The sequence below is a fragment of the Pseudomonas sp. IT-P171 genome (assembly GCF_949767765.1).
In the GTDB taxonomy this organism is placed as follows: domain Bacteria; phylum Pseudomonadota; class Gammaproteobacteria; order Pseudomonadales; family Pseudomonadaceae; genus Aquipseudomonas; species Aquipseudomonas fluorescens_B.
On sequence record NZ_CATKQN010000022.1, the window covers coordinates 345522 to 367488 of the forward strand.

At 58.3% G+C, this 21967-nt stretch carries 14 protein-coding genes; 7 read left to right on the top strand and 7 right to left on the bottom strand.

Annotated elements, in window-relative coordinates; genetic code table 11:
- The first annotated feature begins 12 nt into the window (after nt 1–12).
- Nucleotides 13–762, top strand: coding sequence for an enoyl-CoA hydratase-related protein (locus tag ACM6I5_RS16570; protein ID WP_414884233.1), 750 nt, complete (start codon nt 13–15; stop codon nt 760–762).
- Nucleotides 763–934: 172 nt separating this feature from the next.
- Here the strand turns inward: ACM6I5_RS16570 and pyk are convergent, their stop codons facing one another.
- Nucleotides 935–2386 carry a pyruvate kinase gene (gene pyk / locus ACM6I5_RS16575; RefSeq protein ID WP_017340507.1) on the bottom strand — a complete coding sequence of 484 codons (1452 nt, stop codon included), beginning with the start codon at nt 2384–2386 and terminating at the stop codon, nt 935–937.
- Nucleotides 2387–2543: 157 nt separating this feature from the next.
- Between pyk and ACM6I5_RS16580 the strand changes: the two genes are divergently transcribed.
- From ACM6I5_RS16580 to ACM6I5_RS16605, 6 genes are all read left to right on the top strand, one after another.
- On the top strand, nt 2544–2921 hold the full coding sequence (locus ACM6I5_RS16580) for a tetratricopeptide repeat protein (RefSeq protein WP_017340506.1): 378 nt from the start codon (nt 2544–2546) through the stop codon (nt 2919–2921).
- A 233-nt stretch (nt 2922–3154) separates the two neighbouring features.
- Nucleotides 3155–3514: a PilZ domain-containing protein gene (locus ACM6I5_RS16585; RefSeq protein WP_031319091.1), complete on the top strand. Its 360-nt coding sequence runs from the start codon at nt 3155–3157 to the stop codon at nt 3512–3514.
- Nucleotides 3515–3854: 340 nt separating this feature from the next.
- Nucleotides 3855–4235, top strand: coding sequence for a hypothetical protein (locus ACM6I5_RS16590; protein ID WP_144425288.1), 381 nt, complete (start codon nt 3855–3857; stop codon nt 4233–4235).
- Between the two features lie 87 nt (nt 4236–4322).
- Complete coding sequence (locus ACM6I5_RS16595) at nt 4323–9548, top strand: Tc toxin subunit A (RefSeq protein ID WP_414884234.1); 5226 nt, start codon at nt 4323–4325, stop codon at nt 9546–9548.
- 106 nt (nt 9549–9654) lie between these two features.
- A complete protein-coding gene (locus tag ACM6I5_RS16600) occupies nt 9655–14283 on the top strand; it encodes a neuraminidase-like domain-containing protein (RefSeq protein ID WP_017340503.1) in 4629 nt (1542 codons plus the stop codon).
- A 41-nt stretch (nt 14284–14324) separates the two neighbouring features.
- Nucleotides 14325–14903, top strand: a complete 579-nt coding sequence (locus ACM6I5_RS16605; RefSeq protein ID WP_017340502.1) for a hypothetical protein — start codon at nt 14325–14327, stop codon at nt 14901–14903.
- Here ACM6I5_RS16605 and ACM6I5_RS16610 read toward each other — a convergent pair.
- From ACM6I5_RS16610 to ACM6I5_RS16635, 6 genes are all read right to left on the bottom strand, one after another.
- Nucleotides 14898–16229 carry a DUF58 domain-containing protein gene (locus tag ACM6I5_RS16610; RefSeq protein ID WP_017340501.1) on the bottom strand — a complete coding sequence of 444 codons (1332 nt, stop codon included), beginning with the start codon at nt 16227–16229 and terminating at the stop codon, nt 14898–14900. The two genes, ACM6I5_RS16605 and ACM6I5_RS16610, sit on opposite strands and share 6 nt — an antisense overlap.
- 190 nt (nt 16230–16419) lie before the next feature.
- On the bottom strand, nt 16420–17421 hold the full coding sequence (locus ACM6I5_RS16615) for an AAA family ATPase (RefSeq protein ID WP_017340500.1): 1002 nt from the start codon (nt 17419–17421) through the stop codon (nt 16420–16422).
- Complete coding sequence (locus ACM6I5_RS16620) at nt 17418–18581, bottom strand: DUF4350 domain-containing protein (RefSeq protein WP_414877858.1); 1164 nt, start codon at nt 18579–18581, stop codon at nt 17418–17420. The genes ACM6I5_RS16615 and ACM6I5_RS16620 overlap by 4 nt, the downstream gene beginning before the upstream one ends.
- Nucleotides 18578–20122, bottom strand: a complete 1545-nt coding sequence (locus tag ACM6I5_RS16625; RefSeq protein WP_414877859.1) for a DUF4129 domain-containing protein — start codon at nt 20120–20122, stop codon at nt 18578–18580. The genes ACM6I5_RS16620 and ACM6I5_RS16625 overlap by 4 nt, the downstream gene beginning before the upstream one ends.
- Nucleotides 20109–21086, bottom strand: a complete 978-nt coding sequence (locus tag ACM6I5_RS16630; RefSeq protein WP_017340497.1) for a stage II sporulation protein M — start codon at nt 21084–21086, stop codon at nt 20109–20111. The genes ACM6I5_RS16625 and ACM6I5_RS16630 overlap by 14 nt, the downstream gene beginning before the upstream one ends.
- Nucleotides 21083–21808: an RDD family protein gene (locus tag ACM6I5_RS16635; RefSeq protein WP_414884235.1), complete on the bottom strand. Its 726-nt coding sequence runs from the start codon at nt 21806–21808 to the stop codon at nt 21083–21085. The genes ACM6I5_RS16630 and ACM6I5_RS16635 overlap by 4 nt, the downstream gene beginning before the upstream one ends.
- Nucleotides 21809–21967: the final 159 nt, after the last annotated feature.

A 21967-nucleotide genomic window follows, 5' to 3' on the forward strand; every position in this document is an offset into this window, starting at 1 on the left:
TCAGGACACGCCATGCCCGATGCCATCCAGATTGAACGCGAACGCGGCCTGCTGACGCTATGCCTGAACCGCCCCGACAAGAAAAACGCCCTGACCCGCGCCATGTACAGCCATTTGGCCGAAGCGCTGGAACAGGCTGACACCGACCCCGAAATCAACGCGGTGCTGATCACTGGCAGCAGCGAATGCTTCACCGCCGGCAACGATATTGCCGATTTCCTGCAAGCGCCTCCGAGCAACCTCGACAGCCCGGTGTTTCAGTTCATGCTCACCTTGCTTGAATGCCGCAAGCCGGTGATCGCTGCCGTGGCAGGTGCAGCGGTGGGGATCGGCACGACGTTGCTGCTGCATTGCGATCTGGTCTACATCAGCCGCGACGCTCGACTGCGCATGCCCTTCGTCAACCTCGGTTTATGCCCGGAGTTTGGCTCCAGCCTGCTTTTGCCTCGATTGCTCGGGCATGCCAAAGCGGCGGAACTGTTGCTGCTTGGTGAAGGTTTCAGTGGAGAGCAAGCGGCCGAGTGGGGTATTGCGACCGAGGCTTTGGGCAGTGGCGAAGCCGCATTGGCCAAGGCGCGGGAGATGGCGCTGCGTTTCGAATCGCTGCCACCGGAAGCGGTGCGCATCAGCAAGCGATTGATGAAAGCCCCGGATCGCGAGCAATTGCGCAAGGTGATAGAAGAAGAGGGCGCGTTGTTCACCCAACGGCTGCGCTCGCCGGAAGCGCTTGCGGCGTTGTCGGGGTTTATCAACCGACATTGAATCGACAGTGGCCGGGCGGGCCTCATCGCGAGCAGGCTCGGTACACCACAAATCCCCTGTGGGAGCGAGCCTGCTCGCGATGAGGTCCGCCCAGACACTGCGGCTTCAGGATCAGAAACCAAAAGCCCCGCCATTCACATGGCAGGGCTTTGTTTTTTCAGCAGCCGGTCACTCAGACCTGCGGATCGCCAACGTGCAGGATTTTCATCCCGTTGGTGCCGCCGGTGGTGTGGTAGCTGTCGCCCTTGGTCAGGATGACCCAGTCGCCTTTCTCCACGACGCCGCGCTTGACCAGCTCGTCGATCGCCTTCTGGCTGACTTCGTGTGGCTCCAGCGAGGCCGGGTCGAACGGAATGGTGTACACGCCACGGAACATCGCTGCGCGCGCCTGGGTTTCGCGGTGCGGCGAATACGCATAGATCGGTACCGAAGAACGGATGCGCGACATGATCAGCGGGGTGTAGCCGCTTTCGGTCAATGCGATGATCGCTTTGACGCCCGGGAAGTGGTTGGCGGTGTACATGGTCGCCAGCGCGATGCTCTCGTCGCAGCGGGTGAATTCCTTGCCGATGCGGTGGCTGGAGGTCTTGCCGGTCGGGTGCTTTTCAGCACCGACGCAAATGCGCGCCATTGCTTGCACGGCTTCCAGCGGATACAGGCCGGCGGCGGATTCGGCGGACAGCATCACGGCGTCTGTGTAGTCGAGCACGGCGTTGGCCACGTCGGACACTTCGGCACGGGTCGGCATCGGGTTCTGGATCATCGACTCCATCATCTGGGTCGCCACGATCACAGCCTTGTTGTGGCGGCGTGCGTGCAGAATGATTTTCTTCTGAATGCCCACCAGCTCGGCGTCGCCGATTTCCACGCCCAGGTCGCCACGGGCAACCATCACCGCGTCGGAAGCCTGGATCAGACCGTCGAGGGTTTCATCGTCGGCCACGGCTTCGGCGCGTTCGATTTTCGCCACCAGCCAGGCAGTACCGCCGGCCTCGTCGCGCAGTTGACGGGCGTAGTTCATGTCGGCCGCATCACGGGGGAAGGACACGGCCAGGTAGTCGACCTGCATTTCTGCGGCGAGCTTGATGTCGGCCTTGTCTTTCTCGGTCAGGGCCGGAGCAGTCAGGCCACCGCCGCGACGGTTGATGCCTTTATGGTCCGACAGCGGGCCGCCGATGGTCACGGTGCAGTTCAGTTCGGTGGCGGTGGCGGTATCGACGCGCATCACTACACGACCGTCGTCGAGCAGCAGCTCGTCGCCCACGCCGCAGTCCTTGACCAGGTCCGGGTAATCGATGCCGACCACTTGCTGGTTGCCTTCGGTCAGAGGATGGCTGGTGGAGAAGGTGAATTGATCACCGATCTTCAGCTCGATCTTCTTGTTGGCGAATTTGGCGATACGGATTTTCGGGCCTTGCAGGTCACCCAGCAGGGCCACGAAGCGGCCGTGCTTGGCAGCGAGGTCACGCACCAGCTTCGCGCGAGCCTTGTGCTCGTCGGGGGTGCCGTGGGAGAAGTTCAGGCGGGCGACGTCCAGGCCAGCCAGAATCAGCTGTTCGAGAACTTCCGGCGAGTTACTGGCCGGGCCAAGGGTAGCGACGATTTTGGTGCGACGGACGGACATGCATAGACTCCTGAGTTCAAGCGCTGAGTGAGGCTACTATGGTCTCCGGTTGTAGTCATTGTTCGTTTGCACTACTTATTCGTTTATATCTTTAAACGAACAATCTTGAAGATTTTGCGCCACGGGTCGATACAGAGCTCAAGACAGGAGAACCCCCATGCGATTCGTGCTCATAGCCATTCTTGCCCTCAGTGTTGTGGGCTGCACCCGTTTTTCGATGAACCATCATTTGAATAATGCCTACAAGGCTTATGACCGTGGCAATTGCGAGCAAGTGACGCTTGAACTGTCCAAAGTCGAACGCGCCAGCCGCGCGCGGTCTTACGTATGGCCGGAAGTGTCGATGCTGCGCGGTTTGTGCCTGGAACGGCAAAAGCTGTTTGTCGATGCGGCTCAGACCTACCAGTTCATCATCGCCTCCTACCCGCAAAGCGAGTACGCCTATCGTGCCCGCGCCCGACTGGAAACCTTGCAGTCGCTGGGTCATTACCCGCTGCGCAACTCTGCCGCCGTGGTTCGCCCGACCCGGTTCTGATTGCATCCAGCGGCTGGCTCACTGGCGGTGGTGAGCTATAGTCGAATAAGCCGGTTTAGAGCCTTGCTGTCAAGCCGACGTAACACCTGTGATCGGCAGGAGTAAGCGACAGCGGTTCCATGGACTGTCGCACCGGGATCGGGGAGAGCGCGCCCATTGCCTATCTATAAAGGCAGGCCCGTTCCGAAGCATTAGTGCGGCCCTGCTTAAGGGCCTTGCTGGGCGAATTGCGCATGTTCACTGACCGCCGGATCGAGCGGCATCAACTGCCGTATTTTCTGAAAGTGTTCAACAGCGTCACTGACAAACCGATTGGTTTCCTGGGCAACGTCTCTGAAGACGGGCTGATGCTCATCAGTCAGTTACCGATGATGATCGGCGCCGATTTTGATCTGCGCCTGAAAATCCCCATGGCCGATGGCTGCCAGCAGGTCATCGACCTCAAGGCCTGCTGCCTGTGGTGCCACGAAGACGCGACACCTCACCACTATGACGCCGGGTTCAGCCTGCAATGGGCACCGCCGGAGTATGGGCAACTGGTGGCGGCGTTGAAGCAGTACTTCAGTTTTCAGCCGTTGCCGGCTTCGGCCTGACGTTTTGCGGCGCCGGTGCAATTGCTTTCGTCGAAACGCCGCCCGGAGCTTGCTCGCGAAAGCGCCGGACCAAACAACACATCCTGAACGTATAGAGACTAAGCCGCGCTGAACGCCTGTCCGTTTTCCAGCGACTTCTCCACCCGCAACAACCCAACTCACTTAATTGTTAAATCGCCACTGCCAGATGCCGGGGGATTGTCTTCAAGGCTCTCGGCCAAATCAAGCTGCCTGAGGGGAGCCACTCGTCGGGACTGTCAGTTATTACAGGTAGCCATTCGCTGTTTGGTTAGGTAGCAATAGCCAGGAGAACGCTATTCAACCGCAGGAGAGCGAAAACATGACAGCAGTTCAGAATGACCCGAAATCCAATCTAGCGGCCCCTGTTGTAAACACACCTCAATCTCATAAGGCCTACTACGCCCATGCTGGTCGTAGCCTGAGAGTTGAACTTGAGGAAGGAGAAGGAGGGCGTTTAACACCTGATGGTTTTCAGATCGACTTTCATCCTTCTGGGCCTATGGGAACATACAAAAATCTACACGATAGGCACTTTTGGCAGGATCTGTCGCCGGGGCCCCACCAACTGCATGCGGTCAGTAAACGGCAAGATCAGGATAATTCCCCTTGGACCTTTGTTGAATGGTTCTATGTATTGACCCCCCCTGCGACATCCTCTCTGGACTATGCACCGCACAAGATCGAAGACCGTTCATCGTGACTGTCATTTATCACAGGTTACGGCTTGCTCCTGAATCGCTTAAACCTGTAGCACGAAGTCTCCCCCGTCGCTTTCAGGAAATCTCCCATGACAAAGGAAACCAGCGGTAATTCACTCATTTCACAACTTTTCGATTCGACGGTCGGCCAGGAGCGGATGCAAAGCCTGACGCAAGACCAGCAACTCACCGCTGATAACAGCTCGGTCTTGCAACTGGTGCGGATGGGGCATCAGGGATTGATGGATACGTTCGGCCTGTCCAGCCATGAAGCCAGACTTGTACAGAACAAATCCAACAGTGTGCTGGTGCATGTTGCACGCCAGTTTCGCAATCACCGATTGACTCGCCATACACCGCGCAACGCTTTGCACTACACCGGCATCAGCGCGCTGGTCGATGGCCCGAACCATGAAAAACTGTTCAATCCCGCCTGGGGTGAGACCACGCTGCCGGGTAACCTTGATGCCAACGATGCACCGGTGGCGTACTTCGTGGAGCTGTTCACCAAGGCCCTTGAACTCGAAGTGCGCGCAGATGCAGGTTGTGCAAAAAAAATAACAATGGCGGTCCGGCGGCCTGATCTGGGAACCCGTGTCATCGATCCGACAATGGCTTACCAGATGACACCGACGGTGGTGTTGGTGAACAAAGTACTGAGTCACATCATCGAAAATCAGCCTGAAGACCCTCTTCTGGCCGATGAAGTTGTTGAGGACCGGCTGCTCCAGGCACGCTATCCCATGACCACGTTGCCGTTCGAATGGTACCGGGTGCAATGGAACCATGTGCTGCAGCAAAAGGGTTTGAGCCTGGGGGATGTGGTGCGGATCGCCGATCCGAAATATCCGTACTGGAAAGAAGCAGGGGCTCACGGAGGGCGCTCCAGTATTGCCATGCGCCAGGCCAGCGGCCTGGGACCGGCGATGCAGGCGTTGCTGTCGGAGAATAAGTACGTCATGACGGAGGAGCCCGAGGAAGTGAAGCTCCAGCGAGTGGATCGCCGTACAGGCCGTATCGATCCTGATCCGCAAGCCACCAACGACGATTTTTTCAAAGACAATTTCGGTGCCAATTACGACGATTTGCTTGATGTAGTGACGTTTTGCACCCAGACCTCGATCAATTCGGATCAGTTGGCCAGCTTGTTGTCGATTGAACGTTATGCCCCCCACATTTCTCCGAATGTCTCCTCCCCTCCCATGGCGGACGCGAAAACGTTCGGCTCGGTGTTTATCAACGCGGAAGGCAATGCAGATGCAATCAGCGTGTCCCAACCTTCGGGCGCGGTGACAGACAGGAAACTGATAAACGCGACCAAACGGCACTTCGACCTGATTAACCGCATGCTTCGCCTGGCTCGGCACATCGATCTGCCGTACGACGAATGCGATCTGCTGTTGGTGGCCGCCGGCCGTGCCCAGGCACGCAAATCGGCGAATGAGCCTGTGGCAAAAGAGCTAGCGACTCAATCCTACAAAATCACCGACAGTACGCTGCGAGCCATTGGGCTTTTTCAGGATTTCCGTCGGGAGTTCAGATGCACAGCCGAGGATTTTGCGGCATTGATCGACGAGATGAGCGTCTGTGCTCGCGGCGAAGAGCAATCTCAGTTTGACCGCGTGTTTAACGGCCAATCGTTGTTCGACACACCGCTTCGCCTCGATGGCGGCAAGTTTGCCATTCACCCGCAAACCGACAGTGATCGTCGCACGGTAGATCAGATCTGTAGTGGCTTGGGCATTAATCTGGAAACCTGGCGTTATCTCGCTCGAGTGGTCGCCGAATGTTACGGCATGCGCAATGAGCTGGAGCGTAGTGTCAGGGTCGTCTCAAGCTTTTATCGACTGGTCAGGCTGTCGTCTTTCTGTGGGGTGACCTCGATAGAGCTGGCAGCGCTGCTGGAAACCATGAGCCCCATGGGCAGCGATTGGCTGCGTGAGTTGTTGGGCCACCCCCACATTGGTAGCTATAGAACGATCGGCAGGGCCGACGTGCTGGATGTACTGCATGCCGTTCAGTCCTGCGTGAAATGGTGCCGGGAAAATAACCTTGAGGTGATCTGGCTGGTGCAACACGTGTCGCCGGTCGAGGTGCCGACAGCGGCTTCAGAAGCCGAATTGGCGCTGTTGCAAGAATTGCGCAAGCGTCTGGAACCGACTCGCCTGACCGAAGAAGCGCTGTTGGGCGCAGGCATTCCACCGGTTCGTGCAGAGCTCGGCACGAATTGGCTGGCCTTGCTGAACGAGATCGTTGAAGAAAAGGGCTTGATCGTCAAAGGTCATGCTGTAGATGACGCGTCGTACGAAAGCTGGGCCAAAGACGAAATCAACGGTGCGGTCGAAATGGCGGAGGTTGATGAAACACAGGCTGAGCGAGTACGGGCGACCGTTCTGGCGGTCGTGTTGCAGACCCGGGCGGCGCAGAGTGCCGTCGTGCAAGAGAGTCTGGCGGTTTATCTCAATGTCGAACAGGACCAGGCCCTGGCCGTGCTGCGGTGGGTAGAGTCGGACGGGGTCTTCCTGCTGCTCAATGAAACGATGCGGGTGTTGGGCGATGCGACACAAGCGGAACAAACCATCGCCGTCGGTGACGATATTCTCAAGATGCTGGCGCATCTGGTTCGCCGTACCGCCGTGGTGAAAAAACTGGCATTGAGTTCCGCGATGCTGGCCACGCTGACGACCCAAGAGCATTGGCGCTGGTTCGGGCTTCGGCAAATCGAGGAACTGACCCTCGATACCTTCTACTTGTTGACCATCTACGGTCGCGCAGTCATTCACACCGAGGAGCCGGCCGAGAAACTGCTGGCGTATTTGAAACTGGTCAATGAGCTTCCGCCCCAACTGACCCCGGAGGACATTCGGCTTATTCGCGATGGTGCAGCGAGCTCACTGGCACAGGCAGTCAAATGGGGCATCAAGGAAGTATTGGAGTGTGCGAATTATCTGGCGCCCGATCTGCCACTGATTCGTGAGTTGTCGCAGATTGACTTTGTGATCCGTGCGCGAGGCTGTGCCGCGACCACAGGCCTGGACGCCAAGGCCATTTTGGAATTGGGCATGCTGAGTCCGGAAAGCGATGTGCAGAGCTGTCGCCAGGCGGCAGAGCACGCCGTGCAGTGTTTGTCTGAGTCGGCTATCCAGAGCAAAGCACAGGAGTTTGGTGAGGTTGGACAAAGTGTAACGGGCACTACGACGGTCTCGACTAACCGACTGATCGCTAACGCACCCGGCGAGTACGCGCGGATCGAAGTCATGCTGCGAGACTTCCAGGGCGAGCCTCTGGCCAACATTACAGTGACCTGGGAGTGTGAACGCAGCGGCTTGCAAGAGGTGACGTCGGTCACCGATCACGCAGGGAGAGCGAGCGTGCGCTTCAAGGCGGGAAACTGGATGGGCCTGGCCAAAGTCGTTGCCCGCTATGGCCTGGGGCAGCGGGTGTATGCCGAACCTATTTTGATTGACTGTGACGAAAGTACTATCGACTTCGTAAAAGAGGACACCAGCACTGGGCCTTTCGAGCCGAAACTGGCCGGGAACCTCGAATACCTTGAGCTTCAGGTAAGGCTGGATGACAGGTTTTATAATTTTGCTGCAGATCGCCCTATTCAATGGGCATGTACAGGTGGAACTCTGGACCCGGTGGTGTCTTATACCGACAAGGACGGCTTTGCCCGAACCCGTTTGCGCAGCCGGGAAGCGGTGGCCGATCTCACAGTCACCGCGCGGTACGAAGACAAGGACCCTGTGAGATTCGAAAAAATCAGTTTTGTTGATCGGCCTCGCATTACGGTGCTTAAGGTGTTGTCACCTGCTGTGGCGGGACTGTCGCTGGAGTTGAGCTGTCTAGTGATTGGACTGGATGGCAGGCCTTATCAGGGTGCGAGAGTCACTTTCTACCGGGGCGAAACCCTGCTTGGCAGCGACGACAGCGACGAGAACGGTGAAGCGACGTTCACCGTGTCATCCGTTACAGCTGGGCCGCTGACAGTGAAGGCCTCTGTAACCCACGGCAGTAAATCCCTTGAGCTCGAGGTGGCCAGCGGCGCTGTGATGCATGGTCAATCGGCCGATTATCTCTTGCCGGTTGCAGGTTCTGACCGCGCCAGCCAATTGTGGATTGAAGTCCGGGAGCTGGCGGACAACGACGCTTCGCCGATCGCCCGTTATCCGATTGAGTGGATTGTTGAGTTTCTGGATCCACCGGAAGAGGGGGAGCAACCCGAGCTACCTGAAGAAGCTTTGGTGCCTACCGATAGCGACGGTCGTTCGATGTTCCCGTTCCTTGCTGCCAAAGCGGGGCGCTATAAAGTCACGGCCCGCATGCAGGGGCGCACTGACAAGCGGGTATTCGACCTTGAAGTGGTTGAGCCGCTGCAGTGGCGCATCAAGCTCATCGACCTGACCGACGCAGCCCCTGTCGAGCTAACCATCGAGCCGGGTGACCTCCTGAACCTTACCCGTAATCGCAAGTACCGACTCGATCTTGCTCCTGATACCACGCATGACCTCAATGGGGCACGTGCTGCGCTGGGCTGGAGTGCGCCTTTCTCCGCGAAAGCCATGGGGATGACGTTTGCACCACTCACGGGGGAATACACCATCGTTTCGGGCGAGATCATGAGCTGGTCCATCGATTGCGCCGACTTGCGCGATGGCAGCTTCGAATTGACCTGGTTGTGCAACCGGATTGATCAGACGCTGGTATTGAAGGGGCATTTGTGGTCCGGCGCGGCCGTGGTCCAGCATCCGCTGCCCGGTTCGGAGGTGGAGCAACGAATGGTGGTGGGAGGTACGGGCGCGAAAGGCAGCATTGTTGAGGTTTTTATCGGCAAGGATTTGCCTTATCGGGCACGGACTCAAGTCGATGATCAGGGTCGATGGTGTGTCCAGCTACCGCAACCCCAAGCGGCGGGTCCGTGCACGCTGTCCGTCAAGCAGTTGTCTGCCGCGGGTGCCGAGTATTGGGCACCGGATGTCATGGTTACGGTTAAAGAGAATTACTTTAAACCGCCCCATATCCAGTCACCCCTCAACGGCGCCAAAGTTGCTGCCAATCCCGTATTTTCCGGATTCGGCCGCCCTGGAGCCACCGTGACACTGGTCAAGGGGGGGGAGCCGACAATTATTTATGGCACCGCCGCCGTTATGCCAAGCGGAGGTTGGGAGTTGCAATCAAAAGATATGGAGCAGCCGGGAAGTTACAGTCTCAATGCGAAATTGTCTGTTGCCGGTATCGGCGATTCAGGCTGGATGACAGTTCAATACGGCGTCGAAGTCGTCGCCTCTGCCCCCAATAAAAAAGACCCCTGATGCTTCCCTGAGATCATCGACCTATTGAGTTTGCATTGACCTTACAACAGGCATAGCGCCCTGCGGCGTAACTCACAGACATTACGGCGTGAATGGAGAATTGATAATGAAAAAGTCCGTTATCGGGGCATTGGAAGAGCGCCGTCGTGATGCGCTGGTGGATTACTATCGTGGACACGTCGCTAACCCGGTGTTGGGGCTGAAAACCATTGCCGAAATCGAACAGTATCTGCTGATGGACACCCAGATGACCGACAAAGTCGACACGTCACCCTTGGCGGAGGCGATTGCCTGCCTGCAGCGTTACCTGGGAAGAATCTATAACCGGATGGAGCCCGGCTACGACAAGAAGTTTTCTGACGATGACCTGGAGTACTGGTACAAGCGCTTGTGCAATATCAGCGATTGGTCGGGTTACAAGATGCTGCAGAATGACCCGCATAATTACATTTCACCCGGTCTTCGGCTGAAAAAAACCAAGTCATTTATCGACCTTGAAAACAACTTGTCACAAGCCCGTATCAGTGACGCGTCGGTGCAAACTGCTTTGTATGAGCACTTGGGCAAATTTGAAAAAGTGTGCAACTTGCAGTTGATTTCCGGGTACATCGACAGCACCGACAAACCAGCCCCAGTCGATAAACCTGATGAGCCCACTTTCCGGAACACCTTCTATTACATGATCGGCCGGCAGACCGAGCAACCTTACGCTTACTACTGGCGCAAGGTTCGAGTGCACATTAATCAGGCGAACCAGGACACGGAATACCTCAATCCGGCAGACTGGACAGAATGGGAAGAGTTGCAGTTGCCCTCAGGTTTAGAGGTGCTGGCGGTTCGCCTGGTAGTGTTCGGTGGTCGTTTGAGCGTGGTGTATATCGAAGGTGAACAAGCCCCGGATGAGAAGGATAAGGACGGCATTGTCACCAAGCCTGGCGCATGGACGGTAGAGGCCAAGCTTGCCTGGCTGGGGTTGAACGACATCTGGTCCACGCCGGTCAGCTTGCGCAAAGAGCAATTCGCCATTCTGAAAAAAGAAACCATGCGTTTGGTGGCCGTCACGGTCGCGGGCTCGCGCAAAGATGTCGAGGACTGGCTGGCCGTCAGTTTTACCTCCCTCGATGCAGCCCCGGGTGTGCAAGCCTGGCGTGATGATACCGCTCCGGGTTGGCTGTTTGCCTGTGTCGATGCTTTGTTCCAGCCACAGGCAATCAAGGTTGCGACGTTGCAGAGCTGGTCCAGTGGGCGGTTCAAAGATCAGCGTTTGTTGCAGCACAAAGTCATTCGTGATGAATACGCGGCACTTGATCGGGTCCTCGCGGCACCGGCCAGTGGAGGAACTGTCGAGGGTGATCTAAGTGGCACGCTGGGGATCAGCCTTAATTTCGACAGTCGACTGGATGCGCAGAACGTCATTCAGAACACACTGCAGGTCCAGGGGGTGTGTCAGGCGTCGCGGCTCGATTTCGATTTGAAGGAAATCGTGCTGCTTTCTCAGCACAGATTTGAAGGGGAACCGGCTTTCTTCGAAATTTCATACGCCGGGCCCTGGTCTGTTCTGTTGACATGTCATCTTCTGACACCTGCTGCGATGCACATCGAGTTGTTGTTCAACAATATCGCCGGGCAGGAAAGTGTCCTGGGTAGTATCCCGGCCGCGGAGTTCACTGCGGTAGAGGGAAGGTGGTGGCGCGCGACGAAGGAGATTCAGTTGTCGCAGCAAACGCTGGAGCAACTGGCCCTCAAACGACCAGACGAAGCGTTCACTGGCGCTGGATTGTCAATTCGCACGCCACAGGGTGCGGCCAGATTCAGCGATTCGGTTAATAAAATCAGCGTCAATGCACAGCCTCAAAAGTTGACATTCGGTTTGAGCCTGTTCGATGGAGCAAACAAGGTCAAGGGGCAGGAGTTCACGTTCGATCTGGTGAACTGGTATGCCTCTGGCTGGATTGAATACAAATGGTCCGGAGACCCGGCTGGCAAAATACTGAATGTAACCTGGGGTGATGACAAGGGCGCGCGCGGCCGTGACAAGTATGAGGTGACCATCAACCAGGCGCCCACGGCCAGCAGCCTGCCGCTGCTCGACACGCAGGCCTCGGGTGCACAGTTTCTGGATTTGCAGGCGCTGGGTTTGAGTAAACTGCGCTGGGTTCGCCTCAACTCGCTGTTTGGTCCGGTCCTGAAATCGAAAGTGGCCGTGTCGATTGATGAGTTATTGTCTTGGGAAACCCAGCACTCTCCAGAGCCTGCGCCAACTGCCGTTGCTGGTGGTTATGCTTCTGTACCCATGGATTTCAAAAGCGCTCATGGGGTTTTTTACTGGGAACTGTTCTTCCACCTGCCATTTCTGATCGCCCATCGATTGTGTGAAGAACGCAATTATCTTGAGTCCCAACGCTGGTATCACTACCTGTTCGACCCGCAGAACAAGCGTGAAGAAGAGTCGACCAACATTGATCTGCACTGGTACTGCCGTCCGTTGCTGGAGCCCGGTTATGCCGGTGCCGAAGCGAACAATCTGGTAGACCCGGATGCCATGGCCTACGCCTGCCCTGTCATCTATCGCAAAACCATCTTCATGAACTATGTGCGCTGCATCCTGACCAACGCCGATGAACTTTACCGCCGCTTGACACGCGATGATCTGGTGGCCGCGAAGTTGCTCTATGAGCGAGCTCTGGCGCTGCTCGGGCCCAAACCTGATGCTGCCCCCATGAGTCACTGGGTGCCGAAATCGGTCAAGGATATTCTCACGCCCTCCACGCCTCGCGGGCCTTCGAAGCTGGAACTGTTTGCGCAACAGATCGAGGTCAATGTCGCAACATTGCCCGAACGGGTTGTTGGCACGCCGCAGCTGGCCGGCCTTGAACTGGATGAGTTCCGTCCGCCGATAAACGAGATGCTGCTGGGTTTGTGGCTGCATATCGAGCAATGCCTGAGCAACATGGCAAACAACTTGACCATCGATGGCAAGCCCATGTTTCTGCCCTTGTTCGCGCCACCAACCAACCCATTGGATTTGTTACGGGCTCAGGCAGGGGGATCTTCCGGAGCATCGCGCAGCGCTGGTGGCTGGTTGAACATTCCGCATTACCGTTTTCGCCCGATGCTGTCCTCGACACAGAATGCGGTGCAGACCTTGATGCGTTTCGGCCAGCAGGTGCTGCAGTTCATGGAGCAGCGTGACAGCAGGCAACTGGAGGAATTGCACCAGGTTCATGTGATGGAATTGAGTAAATTCGCCACGAAAATTCAACAGGCGACGATTGATCAGTTGAAAGCGGCGAAGGAAGGGTTGAGCAAGAGTAAAGCGGTTATCGAGCAACGGGAAAACTACTACAAGGACTTGCAAAAGGATGGGCTGATAGAAAGGGAAAAGGCTGCGGACGGCTTGGCTGTCGCTAGTCGGGTAACAAGTGCGGGAGCCTTTATTCCTGAGGTCGTCGCCGGGGTCGGCAGGATTTTTCAGAAGGTTGGTGGAATGGCTGGGTTGATTTTCGGCGTGCCGTTCATTTCTGCCACAAGTGAAACTGGGGATAAAGGGGCGCCTCCTGCGCACATGGCTTCAATTCTAGCCGGATCAGGGGCTATTAGTTATGGGGTTTCTGAAAGCTTACGAATCACGGCTTTCAATGATCGCCGGTCTGCTGAATGGCGTTTTCAGGAGCAACAAGCCCAAGCAGAAATTGAAGTAATTGATCAGCAAATCATCGCACAGGAATCTGCGATTCATGGTGCCGAAGCCAGTCTGCGCCATGCCAAGAAAAGCGCCGAACAAGCCCAGGCCATTTACTCGTTCCACAAGACCCGAACCACCAACGTCGAGTTGTATCGCTGGCTGGTGAGCCAGATGGCGACCCATTACTACCAGGCCCACGATGCCGTGGTCGGCATGTGCCTGAGCACCCAGGCTTCCTGGCAGTATGAAATGGGCGACTACGACACCACCTTCGTTCGCCCCAATGTCTGGATGGACAAACATCACGGGTTGATGGCTGGCGAATCGATTGCCCTTGATCTGTTGCGCATGGAATCCGCGTTTCTCCACCGGCACGAGCGGCGTCTGGAAATGACTAAAACCATTTCCTTGCGTCAGTTGTTCGATGCCAAGGCAGCGGAAGAAGGGAGTGAAGATAATTGGGAAAAAGTTCTGAAAAAATTTGGCGACGACGGGGTAGTCGACTTTGAATTTACCCAGAAGATGTTTGACCTGGATTATCCCGGTCACTACTGCCGGCAGATCATGACCGTTGAGGTGACGTTCCCCGCAGTGTTGGGTCCCTATCAGGATACTCGCGCCATTCTTACCCAACTTTCCAGTACCACGGCGGTAAAGCCGGTCGAGAGTTCGCTGGATTACTTGTATGCCCCGGATGCCGCGCGCACGCCTTTGGACATCAAGCTCAATCTGCGTAACAGCCAACAAATAGCCGTGTCCAGCGGCGTGGACGATCTCGGCGGGAACATGCAGCAGGATGAACGTTACCTGCCTTATGAAGGTACCGGCGCGGTATCGAAATGGAAGCTCGAGTTGCCGATGGGCAAAGACCATACGCAGCAGGCACTCACTAGCAGCCTGACGGACATCATCATTCGTGTCCGCTACCTGGCGCTTGCCGGTAACACAGCGTACACCCAGGCCGTGATCGAGAAGCTCAAAGGCAGCCGTGCGAATGTGCGATTGCTGCCACCGCAAAACCAACCCGTTTCATCGTCGATAAATGTTTGAACGTGGAAGCTGTTACTAACGACAACAGAGGAGAGGTCATCATGACTAGTAATGAGTTGGTCGAAGGAAGGAATTTGATTGAGCACGGCGGCTTCTCCTCCGGGTGGCAAGATACCTGGACTGTCGAGGGTTCACATCTGGTGCGTGAGGACAGTGTGACGGGCAAGTTTTATCTACAACTCAACAACGAGGCGACTGTCCGTTGCAGTGTTGATCTGCCGATAGCTCCAGCTCCCGATAAGAAGGCTCTCTATTGGTTTTCGTTCAGCTATGAGGGGTTGGGCGCCAGACCCAGCAACGTCACGATACAAAACGAGAGCGGAGACGTCATTTTTGACGAGGCTTTCATGAGCAGAAAATCACAAGACAACTCAGGGACGGCAGATCCTGCACCATTGGCTGAACTTAGACCTTATCCGCCAATAGAACTTGAAGGACTATTACCCACGGATAAAAAGATCGATCTGGTGGTGACCGCTGCCACGGGAGGGAGTCGTGAAGGTATCAACGTCACGGACTTCAAGTTTGATCTGCGACTGGCTCCTTTGGAGTTGAGGTCGATGTTATTGGATGGCCGAGAGATTCTACCTGCCGTTTTTTCCACGTCGGCGGTGTCATAGTTTTCCGGCCCGCTTCCAGCTCAGATAGTGCGTTACCAGTTGTGCGCCTAGCGTGTTGGAACGTGTATCCACCACCGGCACGCCATGAGCGTTCAACCGCTCATGGCATTCGGCCCGCGCATTTAAATAATCCACGGTCCCGCAATACGTCAGCGCTTCGTTCAACGTTTGCACGGGGGACTCGCGCAGGCTGTCGAGTACGTCTTCTCTCAGGCTGGCGACAAGTACCCGATGTTGCTTGTTCAGCCGATTGACGGCGGTGAGGAGTTCTTCATCGTCTTCGTCGCGTAGATTTGTGACCAGAATCACCAATGCCCGGCGTTTTTGTCGGGCCAGCAGTTGAGTTGCAGCCGCTTGATAGTCCGCACTGCGTTGAGTGCTGTTCAGGTCGTAGACCGTGTTGAGCAATACGTTGAGTTGGCCAGTGCCTTTCACCGGCGCAAGATAACGTGGCTGATCGCTGGCGAAGGTGCAGAGCCCCACCGCATCCCCCTGACGCAACGCCACGTAACTAAGCAACAGGCACGCGTTAAGCGCGTGATCGAAATGCGCCAATTCACCATCGTGGCTGCGCATGCGTCGACCGCAGTCGAGCATGAAAATGATTTGCTGATCGCGTTCGTCCTGATACTCCCGGGCAATCGGTGTGCGTTGGCGAGCGGTGGCTTTCCAGTCGATCTGGCGCAAGCTGTCGCCTTCGCGAAATTCCCGTAGCTGATGAAACTCCAGGCCCAGGCCGCGTCGCTGCCGCTGGCGCACGCCGAGCTGGCTGAGCCAGTTGTCCACAGCCAACAGTTGGCCGCCGTAAAGGCGGGCGAAGTCGGGGTACACGCGGGTGTGGTCGGACACCTTTGGCAGACGTTTGCCGGACCATAGGCCCAAGGGGCTCGGCAGGTTGATTTCGCAGTGTTCAAAGGTGAAGTGGCCGCGTTTGAGCGGACGCAGGCGATAGCCGGCCTGGCTGTGCTGGCCGGGTTGAAGTTCGAGCGACAAGGGCAGGTTTTCGAAGCTCAGGCCGTCGGGTACGTGGTCAAAAATCCGGATAGTCAGTGGCTGGGGAAAGTCGTGTTCAACCTCCAGTCGCACTTCCCTCCAGCGGCCGAGTGCCAGGCTGCCGGGCATTTGTCTTGTTATCCGGGGCGAGGGCAGGCGTTTGAGGCGTACAGCATCGAGTATTGCCAGGGCCAGCAGCGCCAGCAGCAACCCCCAGTTGATCGACAACAGCGTGGATGAAACGGCGATGTCCAGCGCCCGCAATGTACCGAGCACGATGCCAATGGCCAGCAGCAGTGCCAGCCAGATCAGCAGCAGACGCGAAGGTTTCATCTGCGCACACCTTTTGTCGCCGGAGTTCTTTTTGTGGCGAGGGAGCCTGCTCCCGCTGGGTTGCGCAGCAGCCCCAAAATCAGTCGACGTGGTTTGTCAGGCACATCGTAACCGCCGGGTTTACGACTGCTGCGCAGACGAGCGGGAGCGAGCTCCCTCGCCACAGGGTGTGTGTGTGACAGAGATGTGATCACAAGCGCGGCGCCGGCACTTGATCGAGCAATTGCTGTAGCACGTGATCGACCTCCAGCCCTTCGATATCCAGCTCCGGCGCGATGCGTACGCGATGGCGCAGCACCGCCAGCGCGCAGCCCTTGATGTCGTCCGGAATCACGAATTCGCCGCCACGCAGCAAGGCGCGCGCCCGAGCGCAGCGCACCAGCGCAATGGAGGCCCGAGGCCCGGCGCCGAAGGTCAGGCCGGGCCAACTGCGGGTCGTGCGCGCGAGGCGTACGGCGTAATCGAGAACCTGGTCGTCCAGCGGCAGATCGCTGGCGATGCGCTGCAGGGCCAGCACGTCCTTGGCTTGCAACACAGTGCGCAGCGGTTGCACGTCGAGCATGTCGGCCCGGGTCGAGCGGCTGACCTGGCGCACCATGTCCAACTCCTGATCGGCGTCGGGGTAGTCCATGCGCACTTTGAGCATGAAGCGGTCCAGCTCGGCTTCCGGCAGGGGATACGTGCCTTCCTGTTCGATGGGGTTTTGCGTGGCGAGCACCATGAACGGCTGCACGATGGGCAGGGCCCGGCCTTCGAGGGTGACTTGCCGTTCCTGCATGGCTTCGAGCAATGCGGCCTGGGTTTTCGCCGGGGCGCGGTTGATCTCGTCGGCGAGCAGCAGGTTGGTAAACAACGGACCTTTGCGCAGTTTGAATTGCTCGGTCTGCAGGTCGTACACCGCGTGCCCGGTGACGTCGCTGGGCATCAGGTCCGGGGTGAACTGGATACGCGCGAATTCGCCGCCGAAGCAGCGGGCGAGGGCGCGCACCAACAAGGTCTTGCCCAACCCCGGCACACCTTCGAGCAGCACGTGGCCGCCGGCAATCAGCGCGGTGAGTACATCGTCGATCACCGTGTTCTGGCCGATGACGGCTTTTTGCAGCTCCGCTCTTACCGCTTGGGCCAACTGACTGGCGCGCTGGCGTTGCTGCGCGGCATGGCTCGGTGCGCCGGGCTCGATCTGTTCACTCATAAGGCATTCCTCAAGGTTTGCAGGTGGGCGACCTGACGGCTGAATTCAACGCTGGACAGCCGTTGCTTCGGTCGCGGGCTCATGGCCTGGCTGATAGCGCGTGTGGGTTGACCGGTCAGGCGTGCGAGCACCAGCCATTGTTCGGCGACGCCGAGTTGTTCAAAACCGGGATGACGGCGCCGCATCCGGCGCAGGATGTCCTGCTGCAAGGCTTGCAACAGGCTGGCTTGGCCGGTGCGGCGCCACATGAAATAGGCGCTGGCTCGCAAGTGTTCGTGGAGTTGCCGGCGAGCGCTCGGGGCGGGTTCGATCAACGGGCCGTGGCGCACGCCGACATGCCACAGACACAGGCCGATCAGGGCGATGAGGGCCACCAGCGCCTGGGGGAAGTAACGCAACAACAACGCCAGCAGGCTGTCGTGATCGGTGTTGAACAGCAGGGTCACCTTCGTGTCCGCGGTCAGGTACCAGAGCAGCCAGGCGTTGTCGTACCGGTCGATGGCCGGGGTTTTCCACAGGTCGGCATCGGTGACCACGATGATCGAACCGAGCCCGTGGTTCAGCTGCATCATGTGCGTGGCCTTGCCGCTGTTGGCCCAGGCTTGGGCGAGATTTTTCGGGTCTTCGAGATGGAACGCGGTATCGAAGGTGGCATAGGCTGGCGCGTCTTCGTCCTCGAGGTACAGCTTGGTCAGTTTGGGGTAGGGGTCCTTGCCGGTGTCGGGCGGCGGGTCCTTCAGGTCTTTGCTCAATGACTGGTGCAGCTGGACCCGGTCGAGCAACAGGTCATTGCTCTGGCCCAGTTTTTCATCCCACAACGACTCGGCGATGAATAGAAGACGGCCACCGGCGCGGGTCCAGTTCAGCACTTGATCGATCTGGCGCGGGGTCATGCCGGAGCGGTCGCCGAGCAACAACAGGCTGCGTTGCCGGGGCTCCAGCGTGGGCAGGAGATCGAGGCTGTTGGCGTGGCTGACGGTCAGGCCCTGTTGGCGCAGGAAATGTTCGGCGGCCAGATAAGGGTTGGCCTGGGCTTCGGGTGAAGGGCCGTGATCGATATCTGCCTGATAGGGCGTCGCCCTGGCGTACAGATAAAGACTCAACGCGCCCAGCAGCACGGCGATGAATACGCCGGCGGCGAGCCACAATCGGCGGTTCAATGCGTAGCCCCCGGACCGAACAAGGTCCGCCAGCCGTCACACAGTTCCTGTTGTAAATGTGCCGGTGGCAGGCGATGCCCATAGGCCATGTTTTGCCAGTGCCCGGTCAGGTTTTTGCTGAAGGCCAACAGGGCGGGCTGTTGCAGTTTTTCGACACGCTCCAGCACCTGGCCCTCGGTGTCGGCAGGTTTCAGCGCCATGTTGTAATCGTGCAGCAAATGACTGAGCAGCGCGCGATAGAGCAAGCCGAGCGCCTCGCGAGGGCTGGATTGCCAGAGGCTTTCGGCGCTGGCAGCAATGTCTGCGGGCAGGGTTTCGCGGCTCAGGTCCAGGCCGAATGCCTGCTGCGGTAACGGCCGCGTGACTTTGCCCTTCAACGCCGGTCGGCGACTGACGAAGGCCTGCAACCATGCCCGGTAACGCCAGATCAATAAACCGATCGCGCCGATGACGGCGCCCCAGAGCAGCACTTCAATCAAGGTCGCCAACGCGCCGAAGCGCTGGTTGTCCAGCAACTTGAACAGGGTCTTCAGCCATTCAGGGGCTTTGCCATCGTCAGGGTTTTCGGCGGATGGCTTGTCCTCGCCAAAACGATAGCGCGTGACGGTTTCCTTGTTCTTGAACGGTGGCTGATCGAGGATCGCCTTGATGCTGTCCCGGGACGCCTGGCTGGTCAGTGGCTGGCCCAGCAGACGCGGACTGTCGGGAGCAATGGCCGGTTCGGCGGCCCAGAGGTTTTGCCCGGTTGGCATCAATAGAAATGCTGCCAGCAGTAGCGTGAGGGCGGCACCGCTCACCCGTTGGCGCAGGCGGCGGAATACCAGCTCGATGTCCCAGGCCTCCAGCACCGTGCGCCGGTTCAGGTAAAGACTGAACCCGCAGGCCACGTAGATCGGTTCCCACACCACCAGCACCATCACGTAAAACGCATTCGTCAGGTGCTCCAGCCAGCGCCAGTCCTGTGTGGCGGCGGACAGCAAGGTCTGCCAGCTCCAGTCGAGTTCGACTTGTGGCGGCAGGAGCAGGTAGAACAGCACCATCAGGCCGATCCACAGCGCACTTTCCAGATGTACGCCGATGATCGTCAGCCACCGCGCTGCACCGCCGTCGCGTTGCAACAGCACTTGCAAGCGCTGTTGTCGTGCCTGACCGCTCAGGCCTTCGAGTTGCACCACCGGCAACAGGAAACTGCGACTCAGGCTCAAGCGTCGCCAGGTCAGGCTGGCCAGCAGTTGCGGCTTGAGCAGGCGTGGCCACTGGCGCAACGCCTGTTTCAGCGTGGGCGTTTCACCGAACATCGCTTTGGAGAGTATGTGCAGCGGCAGACGTTCAAACGCCGGTTTCAGCCACCAGAAGATAAACGCGACGAGTGAGGGAGAATCCCACAGCAGCAAGGTGAGCAGGGCGAAAACCGGCAGGGTCATGATGGCCCAGCTGGCCATCAGCAGGCGTCGGTGCCGCTGGCTCAGCAGCACGCCCAGGTCCATGGCTTCCCAGGTGGTTCGAGGGCGGATCACCACGGTCGCGTCACTCAGGCGCATGGCGGGTCCGTCCAGCAAACAGCAGGTACATCGCTACCAAAAACCACAGCGACGCGCCGACCAGATATTTGGTCATCGGTGCTGGCCCGGTCATCGACGACCAGTAGGCTTCGATAAAGGCCGCGATCAACAGAAACAGCATGACCCCGCAGATCAGCAGCACACTTTTGCGCGCCGCCACGCGCAGGGCTTCGGCGCGCGGCAGTCGTCCCGGTGCAATCAAGGCCCAGCCCAGTTGCAGGCCGGCGGCACCTGCCAGGGCAATGGCGCTGAGTTCGAAGGCACCGTGGCCGATCACGAAGGACCAGAAGGTTTGTCCGTAGCCGATCTGAGTCAGATGCCCGGCCACCGCGCCGATCATCAAACCGTTGAAGAACAGGAAAAACGCGCTGCCCAGGCCAAACAGCAAACCGCTGGCGAAGGTCTGAAAGGCAATGCCGATGTTGTGCATGATGTAGAAACCGAACATCACCCAGTCTTCACTGGCCGCCCGTTCCGCCGAGCGTCCAAGGTGGCCGGCGACAGGGTCGTACATGCCTTGCATTTCACTGACCTGTTCGGCCGGGATCAGGTTGTAGACCAGGTCCGGGAACAGATACACCAGCACGGCAAAGCCGATCAGGCTGCCAAAAAACATCAGGCTGGCGGCGAGCACGAAACGCCACTGCTCACGTACCAGTCGCGGGAAGTCCGCCAGGATGAAACCCAGCGCGTTGGCACCCAGTCGGCTGCGATGCTGATAAAGCTGTTGGTGCCCGCGCAGCACCTGTTGCTGCAACGAGTCGATCAGAAAACTGCTGTAGCCGCGTTCCTGGGCCAGAGCCAGATGCTGACAGAGCCTCCGATAGTCTTTCGGAAAACTGGCGATCCGTGTGGTGTCCTTGTTCCGCTCCAGCCTGTCGAGCAGGAGGGAAAATTGCGCCCATTCAGCCTTGTGGCGATTCTCGAAAAGACTTTGCTTCATGCGGGGCCCAACAAGCCGCGGGCGATGCCGTTGAGTTCCGCCGCGGCGCGTGGTGCTGAAACCTTCAACGGTTGCGCGAGGATGGAAGCGAGTTCCGTGACCCGCGCTTCGGAGAGTTCGCCCTGGCGTTCTGCAAACCCGAGGATGGCGCGTTGTTCGGGCAGCGTCAGGGCAAACGGCGGACGCCGCGGCTCGGCGTCCGGCAGTTGCGGTCGGGTGAGCGGCTGCTCGCGGTAGATCACCAGCGTACCGGCGGCCAGGTCGCCGAGGCGTTTGAAGCTGGGGTGTTGCAGGCAACTGATGGCGCCGAGGAAATAGCCGAACGGCAACAGGTCGACAAAGCGCAGCAGGTTGCGCAACAACGATGCGGACCAGCCGATCGGCGTGCCATCGTCCTGCACCACCCGCAGGCCCATCCATTGCTTGCCCGGCGAGCGCCCGTGATTGAGCACCTCGAACAGCACCATGTACCACCAGCTCACCCCGAACAGCAGGATCGAGCCCAGCCCGGCGCCAAGTTTTCCCAGGAACGCGAGGACAATGAACAGCAGGCCCAGGATCAAGCCGCGCAGTCCGAGATCGATGGAGAACGCCAGCGCACGCACCATCAACCCGGCCGGGCGCAGTGGCAAGTCGATGCCTTCCGGCGTTTCAACCTGATACCGCGTATCCAGTGGCGGGGACAGCGTCGCTTTCCTTGGCAGTGCTGCGGTCTCGAGCATGGGCAACCTGATGATGTGGCCTGATCGGGATTCTCTGTCCGGCCGATGCTAGCAGCCTCTTGGGGGAAAACGACATAACTATGTATTGCACGGTGCGTGGCGAGAGGTGATTGAATGCAAGATCACTGGCCGGGGCGGGATGCAAACGCCTAGACTTCG